Consider the following 15,013-nt stretch of genomic DNA (forward strand, 5'->3'; position numbering starts at 1 on the left):
GTACCAAGGAGCCCTCCCGTGACCCAGCGCACCCTCGTCCTCCTCAAGCCCGACGCCGTACGCCGTGGCCTGACCGGCGAGATCATCAGCCGTATCGAGCGCAAGGCGGGCTGGCGGATCACCGCGCTGGAACTGCGCACGCTGGACCAGGAGACGCTGGAGCTGCACTACGGCGAGCACAAGGGCAAGCCCTTCTACGAGCCGCTGGTCGAGTTCATGGCCTCCGGCCCGGTCGTGGCGCTGATCGTCGAGGGCGAGCGGGTGATCGAGGGGCTGCGCGCCCTGGCCGGCCCGACCGACCCGATCGCGGCGGCGCCCGGTTCCATCCGCGGCGACTACGGTGTCATCGTCCGCGAGAACCTGATCCACGCGTCCGACTCCGAGGAGTCCGCCGAGCGCGAGATCAAGATCTTCTTCTCCGACCGCGCCTGACCCCGTTCCGGCTCCCGCGGATCCGTCGGACCCGCCGCCCGCCCCGGGCCCGGCCGGTGCCGGGGCGGCGTACCGCCATCCGGTCCACCACCATGCGGGGCGGCGTACCGCCATCCGGTCCATCTCCACGCGGGGCGGCGTACCGCCATCCGGCCCACCGCTCGGCGCGGCGTGCCGCCGGACGGCGGACCACCGGGTGGCGTACCGGAGACGGCACCACCGGCACCACCGGCCGGCCCCCGGTCGCGCCAGGGCGGGGTGTCCGACGGGGATGTTTCGTGGCATTTTCTGAGGAACCGTCAGCTCGACTGGCGGGCTGAGCTGTGGCGGACGTACATTTTCGGCCTACCGCCCGGCATATGGGTGCCGATCGGGGGAACCAGTGCCCCCGTTGGGCCGTCTCCGCACGCGGGGCGGCAACGCACATGCTGACAATGGCGAAGACCCTCGCGCAGTGTTCGTGCAGGCGCGTCTACGATGGAAGCCTTCACGTCACAGCAACCCGCTTCGCCGACCTGAAATGCCCTCAAAAGCTCCCAGGAAGGCCAGTCGAATCCTGATGGGGAACTCAATGTCGTTCATCGGCCGTGACATGGCTGTCGACCTCGGGACCGCCAACACGCTGGTGTACGTCAGGGGTCGCGGGATCGTACTCAACGAGCCGTCCGTGGTCGCGATCAACACCAACACCGGTGGCATCCTCGCGGTCGGTGCCGAAGCGAAGAAGATGATCGGGCGGACGCCGGGCAACATCGTCGCCGTGCGCCCGCTGAAGGACGGCGTCATCGCCGACTTCGAGATCACCGAGCGGATGCTCCGCTACTTCATCCTGAAGATCCACAAGCGGCGGTATCTCGCCCGGCCGCGCGTCGTCGTCTGCGTGCCCTCGGGCATCACCGGCGTCGAACGCCGCGCCGTCATCGAGGCGTCGTCCCAGGCCGGCGCCCGCCAGGTGCACATCATCGAGGAGCCCATGGCCGCCGCCATCGGCTCCGGCCTGCCGGTCCACGAGGCCACGGGCAACATGGTGGTGGACATCGGCGGCGGCACCACGGAGGTCGCGGTCATCTCGCTCGGCGGCATCGTCACCGCCCAGTCCATCCGCGTCGCGGGCGACGAACTGGACAACGCGATCATCCAGCACATCAAGAAGGAGTACTCACTCCTCCTCGGTGAGCGGACGGCCGAACAGATCAAGATCACGATCGGTTCGGCGTACGACCTCGACGCTGACGAACACACCGAAATCCGCGGCCGGGACCTCGTCTCCGGACTGCCCAAGACGGTCGTCATCTCCGCCGGCGAAGTGCGCAAGGCGATCGAGGAGCCCGTCAACGCGATCGTCGACGCCGTCAAGACGACCCTCGACAAGTGTCCGCCGGAGCTGTCCGGCGACATCATGGACCGCGGAATCGTCCTGACCGGTGGCGGCGCCCTGCTGCGCGGTCTCGACGAGCGGCTGCGCCGGGAGACCGGCATGCCGATCCACATCGCCGAGGACCCCCTGGACAGCGTGGCGCTGGGCTCCGGCAAGTGCGTGGAGGAGTTCGAGGCGCTCCAGCAGGTGCTGGACGCACAACCGCGCAGATGACACAACTCTTCGATTCCGCCGTACGAGACGATCCCCTCTCGTACGGCGGATCGTTGACATAGAGGTACAAGCTCCCGCAATCGGGCCCCCAGGGACTGCGCTCAGGGTTCGCGCTCCGAGGGGGCCACCCGAATTCCTACGAAGAAGGGCACGGCCGCCGCACGTGAGGGACACGAAAGAGAGCCGGCTGCTCCTGGTGCTGCTGATCGCCGTCGCGTTCGCGCTGATCACGGTGGACATCCGCGGCGGCCAGGACTCCCCGGTCGACGGCGCCCGGCAGGCCGCCGCCGCGGTCTTCGGACCGATCGAGGACGGGGTGTCCTCCGCGGTCGATCCCGTCGGCAACGCCGTCTCCGCCGTCCGGGACTCCGGCGAACGGCACGACCGGCTCGCCCGGCTGGAGAAGGACAACGCGGCTCTCAAGGCGAAGCTCGGCAGCGACGACCGCAACCGCAGCCGCCTCGCCCAGCTCGACAAGATGCTGAAGATCGCAGGCGAGGGGCAGTACGGCATCAAGGGTGCCGAGGTCATCGGGATAGGAGCGGCCCAGGGCTTCTCCTGGACCATCACCATCGACATCGGTGCAGGCGACGGCATCAAGCGCGACATGACCGTGCTCAACGGCGACGGACTCGTCGGACGCGTCACCACCGTCGGACCCGACACCTCCACCGTGCTGCTCGCCAGCGACCCCGACTTCACCGTCGGCACCCGGATGGAGGGCAGCGACGAACTCGGCTTCGCCTCCGGGCAGGGCGACCGGCCGCTGCGCGTCGAACTCCTCAACGGCAAGGCGGAGGTGAAGAAGGGCGACCGGCTCGTCACCTTCGGCTCGGAGGCCGACCGGCCGTTCGTGCCGGGCGTGCCCGTCGGCGTCGTCTCCCGCGTCGACCCCTCCGGCGGCGGCCTGACCCGCACCCTGTACGTCACGCCGTTCGTCGGCTTCACCAAGCTCGACATCGTCGGAGTCGTCGTCCAGGCCCCGAAGAAGGACCCGCGCGACGAGGTGCTCCCGGCCAAGCCCAAGCCGACCCCGACCCCGACGGTCACCGTGACGGTCACCCCGTCCGCGAACGCCACCGACGGCTTCGGCCGGCAGCAGTCCGACGCGACGGGCCAGTCCGACAGGACCGGCCGGTCCGACGCGAGTGAACCGCCGAGTCCCGACACGACCGACCAGTCACAGACCGACACAACCGATCAGCAGCAGTAGGAGCTGAATCCCTCATGCGCGTCAACCGGATCCTGCTCTCCACCGCCCTGATCGTCGTCGCCCTGGTGCTCCAGGTGAGCGTCCTCGCCCGGCTGCACCTGCCGGGCGCCGTCCCCGACCTGCTGCTGCTCACCGTCGTCGCCCTGGCCCTGGTGTACGGCCATGTCGGGGGCGCCCTCATCGGCTTCGGCGCCGGTCTGCTCGCCGACCTCGCCCCGCCCGCCGACCACGCCGCCGGCCGCTACGCCCTGGTGCTGTGCGTCGTCGGCTACCTCGTCGGACTCGCCAGGCCCGGCAACGGCCGGCTCAAGTCGGTCACCGGCCCCATGCTCGTGGTGATCGTCGCCGCGGTCGGCTCGACCCTGCTGTACGCCCTCGTCGGCGCCCTCGTCGGCGACACCGCGGCCCGCCATGTCGGCCTCGGCGGCCTGCTGTTCTCCGCCGCACTCTACGACCTGCTGCTCGCGCCGTTCGTCGTGCCCGCGATCATGGCCCTGGCCCGCCGCGCGGAGAACGATCCGCTCGCCGAGTCCAGCACCACGGTCAAGGGCACGGACATCTCCTCCGGCTGGCTCTCCTCCGGCACGGGGCTGCGCCTCGGCGGCCGGCGCGGCGGCGTCACCCGCCTGAAGGCCAAGGCCCGTACCCGCACCACGCGCGTCACCCGCATCAAGGGAGTCAAGCGGCTGTGACCACACGGGAGTTCAGGGCGGCCACACACAGCTTCGTCGGATATGACACAGACACACGCAGAGGGAGCGGCAACCGCAGTGCCCCACGCCCGCCCGTCCCTCATCACCGACCTCAGAAGAATGGGCTTCGCCCATGACTAATGCCCGCCCGTCGCCCACCACCACCCTCAGCGGAATGGGCTTCGCCCATGACTAATATTCCGGAGACCGGACGTACCCCCCGGGTCCAGATCCGGCTCGTCGTCATTCAGATCCTCGTCCTTTCCCTGCTCGGCACGCTCGGCGGCCGGCTGTGGTACCTGCAGATCCGCGAGGGCGCCGCATACGCCAAGGAAGCCTCCGGCAACCACGTCCAGCAGGTCGTCGAACCCGCCGTACGCGGCGCGATCCTGGACGCGCGCGGTGTGCCGATCGCCGACAACGAGACCCGGTTGGTGGTCTCCGCGTCCCGCACCGACCTGCTCAAGCAGAAGGACGACGGCAAGGCGGTCCTCACCAAGCTGGCCGACGTGCTCGGTATGAAGCCCGCGGACGTCATGTCCAAGGTCCGGCTCTGCGACTCCGAGACCCCGCAGCCCTGCTGGAACGGCTCGCCGTACCAGCCGATCCCGATCACCGACGAGGCCACCGCCAAGCAGGCCCTCCAGATCCGTGAGCGGTCCGAGGACTTCCCCGGCATCACCGCCGAGCCGGAGGCCGTGCGCCGCTACCCCGCCCCCGGCAAGGCCAACACCGCCCAGGTGCTCGGCTATCTCTCCCCGGTCACGGACGACGAGATCCAGCAGGCCCGGGACTCCGACTCGCCGTACCTGCGCTCCGACATGGTGGGCCGCAGCGGTCTGGAGCGCCAGTACGACAAGGAACTGCGCGGCAAGGCCGGCGTCACCCGCTACGAGGTCGACAACCTCGGCCGGGTCATCGGCCAGGGCAAGTCCGACCCCGCCGAGCCCGGTTCGAACCTGGTGACCAGCATCGACTCCCGGGTCCAGCGGGTCGCCGAGTTCGAGCTGGACAAGGCGATGAAGACCGCCCGGCAGCAGTTCGACAAGATCACCGGCGAGAACTACAAGGCGGACTCGGGCGCCGTCGTCGTGATGGAGGCCAGGACCGGCCGGCTCGTCGCCATGGCGTCCGCGCCGACGTACGACCCGAACGTGTGGGTCGGCGGCATCTCCGCCAAGGACTACGAGGCGCTCACCGGGAAGAACTCCGACTACCCGCTGCTGAACAGGGCCATACAGGGTCAGTCCGCGCCGGGTTCGACGTTCAAGGTGGTCTCCACGGCCGCCGCGGTCGAGGCCGGCTACACATGGGACGGTGGCTACCCCTGCACCAGCTCGTACACGGTCGGCAACCAGGTCTTCAAGAACTTCGAGGGTGAGAACTTCGGCCCCATCTCGCTCGGCCGGGCCCTCGAAGTCTCCTGCGACACCGTCTTCTACGGCCTCGCCGACAACGAGTGGAAGAAGGACGGCGGCATCAACCCCAAGAAGGGCCAGCCGAAGGACTACTTCTTCAAGGCCGCCCACCAGTTCGGCCTCGGCAAGGAGACCGGCGTCGACCTGCCCAACGAGGTCACCGGCCGCGTCCCCGACCGCCAGTGGAAGCAGAACTACTGGGAGGCCAACAAGGACGCCTGGTGCAAGTCCGGCAAGAAGGACGGCAGCTACGTCGAGAAGATCGCGTACGAGAACTGCCTCGAAGGCAACAAGATGCGCGAGGGTGACGAGATCAACTACTCCATCGGCCAGGGTGACACCCTCGTCACCCCGATCCAGGAGGCCGCGATCTACGGCGCCATCGCCAACGGCGGCACCATGTACCAGCCGACCATCGGCAAGGCCGTCATCAGCCCCGACGGCAAGAGCGTCCAGGAGATCAAGCCCAGGCCGAAGGGCAAGCTGCCGGTCGACCAGGCGACCCTCAAGGGCATGGGCGACGCCCTCGCGGGCGTGGTCACCCGCGGTACCGCCGCCTGGAAGTTCGGCGGCTGGCCGCAGAACAAGATCCCGCTGCACGCCAAGACCGGTACCGCCGAGGTCTACGGCAAGCAGACCACGTCCTGGCTCGCCACGTTCTCCAAGGACTACACGGTCATCATGACCATCTCCCAGGCCGGTACCGGTTCCGGTGCCTCCGGTGAGGCCGTGCGCGGCATCTACAACGCGCTGTACGGCGTCCAGCCGGACGGCTCGGTCAACAACAAGAAGGCGCTGCTGCCCACCCCGCAGACCAGCCTGCCGAAGGTTCGCACGGACGGCACCATCACGGCCCCGAAGATCTCCAAGGACCCGGCCAAGGAGTTCCAGGTCACCCCGTCGCCGTCGGCGTCGGGCGCCGGTGGCACCCTGCCCCCGGCGACCGCCTCGCCCGGCACGGGCAACAGCAACACCCGCAGAAGGCCGCGCCGCCCAAGCAGCGGCAAGCCGCGCGGCCGGGGAAGCCGGAGGATGCTCACATGACCGGTGCTAGGGGATTCTCCGTCTCCGGGTACGGTCCCGAACGGGCCGGCTGGACCCGCGTCTTCGCCCGTGACTCGCTGGCCCGCCGCCTCGACTGGCCGATACTGCTCGCCTCCCTCGCCCTGTCCGTGCTCGGCTCGGTGCTGGTCTACTCCGCGACCCGCAACCGCACCGAGATCAACCAGGGCGACCAGTACTACTTCCTCATCCGCCACCTCATGAACACCGGCATCGGGCTCGCCCTGATGATCGGCACGGTCTGGATCGGCCACCGCACCCTGCGCAACGCCGTGCCGATCCTCTACGGCCTCTCGCTCCTCGGTGTCCTGCTGGTGCTCACCCCGCTCGGCTCCACGGTCAACGGCGCCCACTCGTGGATCGTGCTCGGCGGCGGCTTCTCGCTCCAGCCGTCCGAGTTCGTGAAGATCACGATCATCCTGGGCATGGCGATGCTGCTCGCCACCCGGGTCGACGCGGGCGACCGGACGTACCCGGACCACCGGACGGTCCTGCAGTCCCTGGGGCTGGCCGCCGTGCCGATCCTGATCGTGCTGCTCATGCCCGACCTCGGGTCGGTCATGGTCATGGTCATCATCGTGCTCGGCGTGCTGCTCGCCTCCGGCGCCTCCAACCGCTGGGTCTTCGGCCTGCTCGGCGCGGGAGCTTTCGGCGCGATCTCCGTGTGGCAGCTGCACATCCTGGACGAGTACCAGATCAACCGGTTCGCCGCCTTCGCCAACCCGAGCCTCGACCCGGCCGGCGTCGGCTACAACACCAACCAGGCCCGCATCGCCATCGGCTCCGGCGGACTCGCCGGTTCCGGGCTGTTCCACGGCTCGCAGACCACCGGCCAGTTCGTGCCGGAGCAGCAGACGGACTTCGTCTTCACGGTCGCCGGTGAGGAACTGGGCTTCGTCGGCGCGGGCCTGATAATCCTGCTGCTCGGCGTGGTGCTGTGGCGTGCCTGCCGGATCGCCCGCGAGACGACCGAGCTGTACGGCACGATCGTCGCCGCCGGGATCGTCGCCTGGTTCGCCTTCCAGGCGTTCGAGAACATCGGGATGACCCTCGGCATCATGCCGGTCACCGGTCTGCCCCTGCCGTTCGTGTCGTACGGCGGTACGTCGATGTTCGCGGTGTGGGTGGCGGTGGGACTGCTGCAGTCGATCCGGGTGCAGCGCCCGATGTCCGCCTGACCACTGCGGTCCACCGTCCACTGTCCACTGTCCACTCCAGGACGTTCGCATGAGTGATGGCGGGAGTCTTCCCGCCATTCACCTCACGTCGGCCCTGCCCTCACGTCCCGGCTGCCACTACATTCAATGCATGGCGGATACGAAGCGCGAGATCGAGCGCAAGTACGAATCCGACGAGAGTGGCCTGCCCGACCTGACCGGCATCGCCGGGGTGGCGGACGTCCTGGACCTGGGCGTCGTACACCTGGACGCCACCTACTACGACACCGCCGACGAGCGCCTGGCCGCCCACGCCGTCACCCTGCGCCGCCGCACCGGCGGCACCGACGCCGGCTGGCACCTCAAACTCCCGGTCGGCCCCGACGTCCGCGACGAGATCCACGCCCCGCTCTCGGACCACGTACCGCGCGCCCTCAGCGCGCTGACCCGCTCCCGGATCCGCGACGCCGCCCTGGTCCCCGTCATCCGGCTGCGCTCCGCCCGCGACCTGCGCCACCTCGTCGGCGCCGACGGCAAACTGCTCGCCGAGGTCAGCGTCGACACCGTGACGGCCGAACGGCTCACCGGCGACGGCGGCACCGCCCGGTGGACCGAGATCGAGGCGGAACTCGCCGAAGGAGTGGACCCCCGCTTCCTCGACAAGGTCGACAAACGCCTGCGCAAGGCGGGCGTCCGACCGTCCGCCGTCCCCTCCAAACTGGCCCGCGCTCTCGCCGCCACCGCCCCGCCGGACACGGACGGCCACCGCGCACCGCCGCCCGCACCCGCCGAGCCCGTCACCGCCGGTGACCACGTCCTCGCCTACGTCCGCACCCAGCGCGGCGCGATCATCGAGCTGGACCCGGCCGTACGCCGCGACGAATTCGACTCCGTCCACCGCATGCGCGTCGCCACCCGCCGCATGCGCAGCGCCTTCCGCTCCTACGGCACGGTCCTGGACCGCACCGTCACCGACCCCGTCGGCGACGAGCTGAAGTGGCTCGCCGCCGAACTCGGCGTCGACCGCGACCGCGAAGTACTCACCGAACGCATCACCGCCGCCCTCGGCGAACTGCCCCGCACCCTGGTCTCCGGCCCCGTCCGCACCCGGCTGCGCAGCTGGGCGCAGGCCCGCCGCGGCGGATCGCGCCGCCGGCTCACCGGCGTCCTCGACTCCGAGCGCTATCTGACCCTGCTCGGCACCCTCGACGCCCTCGTCAGCGACCCGCCGCTGCTCCCGGCCGCCGCAGGCAAACCGAAGAAGGTGATCGCCAAGGCCGTACGGAAGGACTTTGCCAAGGTCTCGGCGCTGATCGAGCAGGCGATCGGCCTGCCGCCCGGCCACGACCGCGACGTGGCGCTGCACGAGGCCCGCAAGAAGTCCAAGCGCACCCGGTACGCGGCGGAGGCGGCCACCCCGGCCCTCGGCGACCCGGCCGCCGGCCTCACCAAGGCCATGAAAGCCCTGCAGACCCTGCTCGGCGACCACCAGGACAGCGTCATGGCCCGCGAGGCCCTGCGCGAGCTGTCCGCCGAGGCGCACGCCGCGGGGGAGAACACCTTCACCTACGGAGTGCTGTACGGACGTGAGGAGCAGCAGGCCGCGGCGGTCGAGGCCGAGCTGCCCGGGGCCTGGCAGGAGGTCCGGACGCCCGCGCTCGGCTGAGCGTACGGGGCAGGCCCCCGAGCGGGTTAGGCTGGATGGTCACCCGTCCCCCAGCCGCCGGCCGGGGGTGCCCCCAGTCAGCTCACAAAGGTCCCGCGAGATGCCTGCCGAAGCCGCCGCTCAGGTCGCCGAGTCTGTGTTCCCGCAGCTCGAAGCTCTGCTCCCGCACGTGCAGAAACCGATCCAGTACGTCGGCGGAGAACTCAACTCCACGGTCAAGCCGTGGGAGTCCTGCGACGTCCGCTGGGCGCTCATGTACCCGGACGCGTACGAGGTCGGCCTGCCCAACCAGGGCGTCATGATCCTCTACGAGGTCCTCAACGAGCAGCAGGGCGTCCTCGCCGAGCGCACCTACAGCGTGTGGCCGGACCTGGAGGCGCTGATGCGCGAGCACGGTGTGCCGCAGTTCACCGTGGACAGCCACCGCCCCGTCCGCGCCTTCGACGTGTTCGGCCTCTCCTTCTCCACCGAGCTGGGCTACACGAACATGCTCGCGGCCCTGGACCTCGCGGGTATCCCGCTCCAGGCGCGCGAGCGCACCGTCGACGACCCGATCGTCCTGGCCGGCGGCCACGCGGCCTTCAACCCGGAGCCGATCGCCGACTTCATCGACGCCGCCGTCATCGGCGACGGCGAGCAGGCCGTGCTCGACATGACCCGGATCATCCGCGAGTGGAAGGCGGAGGGCCGCCCCGGCGGCCGCGAGGAGGTCCTCTTCCGCCTCGCGAAGACGGGTGGGGTGTACGTCCCGGCGTTCTACGACGTCGAATACCTCGCCGACGGCCGTATCGCCCGCGTGGTCCCCAACAAGTCGGGCGTCCCCTGGCGGGTGGCCAAGCACACGGTCATGGACCTCGACGAATGGCCCTACCCCAAGCAGCCCCTGGTCCCGCTCGCCGAGACGGTCCACGAGCGCATGTCGGTCGAGATCTTCCGCGGCTGCACCCGCGGCTGCCGCTTCTGCCAGGCCGGCATGATCACCCGCCCGGTCCGCGAGCGTTCCATCACCGGCATCGGCGACATGGTCGACAAGGGCCTGAAGGCGACGGGCTTCGAGGAGGTCGGCCTGCTGTCGCTGTCGTCGGCCGACCACTCGGAGATCGGCGACATCGCCCGGGGCCTCGCCGACCGCTACGAGGACGACAAGATCGGCCTGTCCCTCCCCTCCACCCGCGTGGACGCCTTCAACATCGACCTGGCGAACGAACTGACCCGCAACGGCCGCCGCTCGGGCCTGACCTTCGCCCCGGAAGGCGGCTCGGAACGCATCCGCAAGGTCATCAACAAGATGGTCTCGGAGGACGACCTCATCCGCACGGTCGCCACCGCGTACGGCAACGGCTGGCGCCAGGTGAAGCTGTACTTCATGTGCGGCCTGCCGACGGAGACCGACGAGGACGTCCTGCAGATCGCCGACATGGCGGCCCACGTCATCCAGAAGGGCCGCGAGGTCTCCGGCGCCAACGACATCCGCTGCACGGTCTCCATCGGCGGCTTCGTCCCCAAGCCGCACACCCCCTTCCAGTGGGCACCCCAGCTCTCCGCCGAGCAGACCGACGCCCGCCTGGAGAAACTGCGGGACAAGATCCGCGGCGACAAGAAGTACGGCCGCTCCATCGGCTTCCGGTACCACGACGGCAAGCCCGGCATCGTCGAGGGCCTGCTCTCCCGCGGCGACCGCCGCATCGGCGCGGTGATCCGCGCGGTCTACGAGGACGGCGGCCGCTTCGACGGCTGGCGCGAGCACTTCTCCTACGACCGCTGGATGGCCTGCGCCGACAAGGCCCTCGTCCCCTTCGGCGTCGACGTCGACTGGTACACGACCCGTGAGCGCACCTACGAGGAGGTCCTCCCCTGGGACCACCTGGACTCGGGCCTGGACAAGGACTGGCTCTGGGAGGACTGGCAGGACGCCCTCGACGAAACAGAGGTCGACGACTGCCGGTGGACGCCTTGTTTTGACTGTGGGGTTTGTCCGCAGTTCGACACATGGCCACAACTGAGTGACAGCGGGAAGAAGTTGCTGCCGTTGTCGGTGAAGAAGCCTCCGACCAGCTGAAACGGGCGGCCGGGGTGAGTGAGGCGTTACGGCGTATCGCTGAGGCTGTGGCGGATGTCACAGAGGAAGAGGCGGCTGCGGTACTGGGCGCGCTCGGCGTGACCGTGGAGCGGCAGCGGAAGGTACAGGAAGTGCTGAAAACACCGCTGCCGTCGCCTGGGGACACGCCGGGTATCCAGTCCGAGGTGGAGTGGATCTGAGGGACTTGTGCCTTTGAGGCGGCCGTCTGTGGCCGCTCGGGCTGTCGGGCAGCCGCTTCCGCGGGTCGACGCATGGACAGACTTTCACTGGGCCGATCCGTCACTGTCGAGCCTCAGCCTTCCGGGGGCACGTTTTCGGTCGTACCGCTGGCTGAAGGAATGATCCGCCGGGGCTCTCGCCACGATTACAGACATGGCGACTTCGGGGGCGAGAAGCGGTTGGTTCGGCGGTCTGGGGCAGTGGTGGGGCGTCCTGGCCGGCGCTCTGCTCATCGCCGCATGGATCAACAGAGCAGCGGGCCCGGGGGTGATCGCCGTTCTGTCTGCCGCCGTGCTCCTCTGGTCCTTCTTTCAAGCTCCGGTGACATGTGGGGCTCCGGTCAGGGGACGCGACGACGGTTGCCGCAACAACGCGACCGGTCTTCTCATGGGCTGCCACATCCGCCAGCATCGCTGGCAAAAACTCAAGATGTTGCTTGTTCGGCGTCAACTGCGTGAGTTCTGCTCCGGCCTGTTCTCGGACGGCAAAGCCACACTCGTCACGCTGGCCGCGATCGGTAGCTTCCTGTCCGGGCTCGTGGCCTTCATTCCTGGCGTCGCCCTCGGCTGACCTTCCAGCGCTAGCCATCCGGGTTTGGGTGGGGTGCCCCGCCCGCAGATGGACTCTCATATCCAAATCGGGCCCACGGGCAAGAAGTTGCTGCCGTTGTCGGTCAAGAAGTCGGGTCCGACCAGCTGAGACGCATGCTGGCGTGAGTGCAGCGCTGGAGCGGGTGGCTGCGGTCCTGGCGGGGGGCGAGCGAGGATGAGGTGGCCGCCGTACGGGGCACCGTCGCCGACCGCGGGCACGCGGTGGCTGCGGGGAGCTCCCATCCGTGGGTCGACCTGACCGTGGACGGGCACTCCCCGGCCAACTGGAGTGTCGCGACGACCACTGGAACTCAAGCCACAGGTCAGAGACCGTTCCCACTGCGCAGGGCTGAGGCAGTGGGATTTGGACTCACGGTGGCATCGCTATCACGACGGATCCCGAGAGCAATGTCGGGCACACACCGGACCGCACGACGGCAGCCGGCTACGGGCGCCGGGGGTCAGTTGCGGCAACCGGGGACCGGACTCGGGCTGTTGAGGCAGTTGCTCGGGCTGTTGCGGATGACCACGGTGAGACGCAGGGTCACGGTGCCCTGGTTGTTGTAGATGCCGCCGGGGTTCGCACCGCTGGCTGAGTTGCCGCTGATGACGCTGGCGGTCACGGTGGAGGTTCCGCCTGGCTGGGCGGTCACCCCGTTGGCGAGACCGCCGCCGCCGTTCGGCGCGGTGTTGTTGAGGATGGTGCTGGCGTTGACCGTCAGCGTTCCGGTGTTGGCGATGGCGCCGCCCACGTTGCCTGCCGTGTTCCCGCTGAGGTTGCTGGCGTTGACGGTTGTCTGGCCGTCGCTGGCGATGGCGCCGCCGTTCACCGCGGCCGTGTTGCCCGTGAAGGCACTCCCGTTGACCTGTGCCCGGGAGCCACCGAAGACGCTGATGCCGCCGCCGAAGTTGGCGTGGTTTCTCGCGATCAGGTCACCGAGAAGGGTCAGGGAGCCGTTGCCGGTGACGACGACTGCGCCGCCGGCGCCGTTCTGGACCGAGCTGCCTGTGGCGTCGCCGTTGGTGAGGGTGGCCTCTACCAAGGTGAGGTCGCCACCGTTGACGGTGAAGATGCGGAACGTTCCCGCCGCACGGGTGATCGTGTCGCCGTTGCCGTTGATGCGGATCGGCGAAGTGATGGCGGGCAATTCGGAGGTCAGCCGGTAGGTGCAGCGGGGCGCCAAGTTGAGCGTGTCGCTGCCAGGGGTGCTGTTGGCGGTGTTGATGGCGCTCTGCAAGGCGGCCTCGCTGCACGCCACGGGCAGCACCGCGGCCGAGGCAGGGGCGGCCACCGCGATGGGGGCGAGTGCGGCGGCGGTGCCCATGCAGAGCACCTGGGCGATCCGGGCAAGGGGCTCACGTGTGAGCATGTCACTCCTTTTGAAGTCGCCCGCCGCGGAGGTCCGGCCAACAGGATGGGGTGATGCGGCGCCGCAGACGGGAGGGCGAACGAAAAATGCCCGACGTGACGAACGACATCACACACTTCATCCCTAATTGCATCTTTTGGCCTTGCGTGGTGCGCCTTACGGCCTAACAGGCCCAATCAGCCCAGGTCGAGGCAGTGAAGAGGGAAGTCGCCGGGCTGAGGCGGGCAAACGAGATTCTCAAATAGGCCACGTCCCGCCCGCAGAATACGAAGCCAACTCTCACCTGGCCGACAAGAAATCCCCGGGCACAGTCAAGAACTAGAGCCTCCATCGAAGCCGGTACGGACCGGGCCTTCCCTTCCTCTCACGTCTGTCCGGCCTGCGGATTCCGGGACGGCCCGAAGCCTCTCCGCGTCCGTGAGGGGGTGTGTGGTGAGTGCGGCACGGTACACGACCGCGACCACAGCGCAGCCCGCAATGTCCTCTTCGAAGGACGCCGTATAGTCGCCGCCGGACGGGCGGAGACGCCGAACGCCTGTTGAGCGCCGGTAAGACGGGCACTCGTGCCCGCACAGCGCGGTGAAGCAGGAAGCCCCTGGAAGGCTCGGACGACCCAGGCCAAAATCCCTGGACTTCAGGCCAGGGGCCACGTCGAAACCTTCGAGGCTCGTCCAACCTGAGGCCCTGACCGAACCGGGGCCAGGGCCTCCACTTCCCCCATCAGGCAGCCGACGCCGAGTCCTTCAACAGATCGGCTGGAAGATCAGCGCGCCCTCTTCCCGCTTTGCGCGCTCTGGGGGCCGCCGTGGAGCGGCCTCGCTGCGGCCGGAGAGCTGACGACCCGAGCCGTGCGGTTCTCCTGACCGGGATCCGGGCTCATCGAGGCCCCGTGGGCGCTCCGGGTCTTAAGCTGGTATGAAACCGGCAGGGTGCTTTGAGCATAGGCGGCAACCTCGGCCTTGGCGGCAGCCTCCCTTTCGTTCCACCACTGACCGCCTGTGCTGCTACGCGGTGACGGGCCAGCCTGCTGCTCAGCGAGCTCCTCCATCTTCTGAACCTCTTCTGGGCTCAGGAAGGTCGGCTTCACTTCCTCCGGGCCTGGGGCGGTCTGTGTCACTTCCTCCGAGCTTAGGGAGGCTTGCGTTACTTTCTCGGGGTTCTGGAAGGCCCGCTGCACTTCCTTGGGGTGCAGGAAGGCCGGCGTCGCTTTCTTCGGGTTCAGGAAGGCCTGTATCGCTTCCTCCGGGTTCTGGAAGGCCGGCGTCGCTTCCCTCGGGTTCGGGGCGGTCTGCGTTACTTTCTCCGGGTTCTGGAAGGCCCGCTGCACTTCCTTGGGGTGCAGCCAGGCCGGCGTCGCTTTCTTCGGGTTCGGGACGGTCTGCGTTACTTCCTCCGGGCCTGGGACGGCCGCCATCACGTAATTTTCCTTGCCTCCGCTAAAGATTCTCCTGAGGCGTTCCCGGAAGCCGGTCGACTTCGGCCTCCCGTCCCCCTGGCCGCCATTCAGATATCCCGCCATGGCT

Annotated in this window: 13 protein-coding genes; 11 read left to right on the plus strand and 2 right to left on the minus strand. The window is 68.9% G+C overall.

Annotated elements, in window-relative coordinates; genetic code table 11:
• Nucleotides 1-18: 18 nt before the first annotated feature.
• From ndk to ACFYPJ_RS02140, 10 genes are all read left to right on the plus strand, one after another.
• Nucleotides 19-432 carry a nucleoside-diphosphate kinase gene (gene ndk, locus ACFYPJ_RS02095; protein ID WP_389009007.1) on the plus strand — a complete coding sequence of 138 codons (414 nt, stop codon included), beginning with the start codon at nucleotides 19-21 and terminating at the stop codon, nucleotides 430-432.
• A gap of 571 nt (nucleotides 433-1,003) precedes the next feature.
• On the plus strand, nucleotides 1,004-2,023 hold the full coding sequence (locus ACFYPJ_RS02100; RefSeq protein WP_005479350.1) for a rod shape-determining protein: 1,020 nt from the start codon (nucleotides 1,004-1,006) through the stop codon (nucleotides 2,021-2,023).
• Between the two features lie 163 nt (nucleotides 2,024-2,186).
• Complete coding sequence (gene mreC, locus ACFYPJ_RS02105) at nucleotides 2,187-3,236, plus strand: rod shape-determining protein MreC (protein WP_389009010.1); 1,050 nt, start codon at nucleotides 2,187-2,189, stop codon at nucleotides 3,234-3,236.
• 14 nt (nucleotides 3,237-3,250) lie between these two features.
• On the plus strand, nucleotides 3,251-3,928 hold the full coding sequence (mreD, locus tag ACFYPJ_RS02110; protein ID WP_389009013.1) for a rod shape-determining protein MreD: 678 nt from the start codon (nucleotides 3,251-3,253) through the stop codon (nucleotides 3,926-3,928).
• A gap of 188 nt (nucleotides 3,929-4,116) precedes the next feature.
• Nucleotides 4,117-6,390, plus strand: a complete 2,274-nt coding sequence (gene mrdA / locus ACFYPJ_RS02115) for a penicillin-binding protein 2 (protein ID WP_389009016.1) — start codon at nucleotides 4,117-4,119, stop codon at nucleotides 6,388-6,390.
• The gene (gene rodA, locus ACFYPJ_RS02120) at nucleotides 6,387-7,586 is read left to right on the plus strand and encodes a rod shape-determining protein RodA (RefSeq protein WP_389009019.1); all 1,200 of its coding nucleotides are present in this window, start codon (nucleotides 6,387-6,389) and stop codon (nucleotides 7,584-7,586) included. Before mrdA ends, rodA begins: the two co-directional genes overlap by 4 nt.
• 130 nt (nucleotides 7,587-7,716) lie before the next feature.
• Nucleotides 7,717-9,231: a CHAD domain-containing protein gene (locus tag ACFYPJ_RS02125; RefSeq protein WP_389009022.1), complete on the plus strand. Its 1,515-nt coding sequence runs from the start codon at nucleotides 7,717-7,719 to the stop codon at nucleotides 9,229-9,231.
• 100 nt (nucleotides 9,232-9,331) lie between these two features.
• On the plus strand, nucleotides 9,332-11,290 hold the full coding sequence (locus ACFYPJ_RS02130) for a TIGR03960 family B12-binding radical SAM protein (RefSeq protein WP_389009025.1): 1,959 nt from the start codon (nucleotides 9,332-9,334) through the stop codon (nucleotides 11,288-11,290).
• Nucleotides 11,291-11,337: 47 nt separating this feature from the next.
• Nucleotides 11,338-11,490 carry a hypothetical protein gene (locus ACFYPJ_RS02135; RefSeq protein WP_389009028.1) on the plus strand — a complete coding sequence of 51 codons (153 nt, stop codon included), beginning with the start codon at nucleotides 11,338-11,340 and terminating at the stop codon, nucleotides 11,488-11,490.
• A 193-nt stretch (nucleotides 11,491-11,683) separates the two neighbouring features.
• On the plus strand, nucleotides 11,684-12,100 hold the full coding sequence (locus ACFYPJ_RS02140) for a hypothetical protein (protein WP_389009031.1): 417 nt from the start codon (nucleotides 11,684-11,686) through the stop codon (nucleotides 12,098-12,100).
• A gap of 481 nt (nucleotides 12,101-12,581) precedes the next feature.
• Here ACFYPJ_RS02140 and ACFYPJ_RS02145 read toward each other — a convergent pair whose 3' ends face one another.
• A complete protein-coding gene (locus ACFYPJ_RS02145; protein WP_389009033.1) occupies nucleotides 12,582-13,490 on the minus strand; it encodes a hypothetical protein in 909 nt (302 codons plus the stop codon).
• Between the two features lie 329 nt (nucleotides 13,491-13,819).
• On the opposite strand from ACFYPJ_RS02145, the gene ACFYPJ_RS02150 reads away from it, so the two are divergent.
• Entirely contained in the window at nucleotides 13,820-14,032 is a 213-nt protein-coding gene (locus ACFYPJ_RS02150) for a zinc ribbon domain-containing protein (RefSeq protein WP_389010094.1), read from the plus strand.
• A 221-nt stretch (nucleotides 14,033-14,253) separates the two neighbouring features.
• Here ACFYPJ_RS02150 and ACFYPJ_RS02155 read toward each other — a convergent pair whose 3' ends face one another.
• Entirely contained in the window at nucleotides 14,254-15,009 is a 756-nt protein-coding gene (locus ACFYPJ_RS02155; protein ID WP_389009036.1) for a hypothetical protein, read from the minus strand.
• Nucleotides 15,010-15,013 lie beyond the last annotated feature (4 nt).

It is taken from the genome of Streptomyces sp. NPDC006012 (genome assembly GCF_042871185.1).
Lineage (GTDB): Bacteria > Actinomycetota > Actinomycetes > Streptomycetales > Streptomycetaceae > Streptomyces.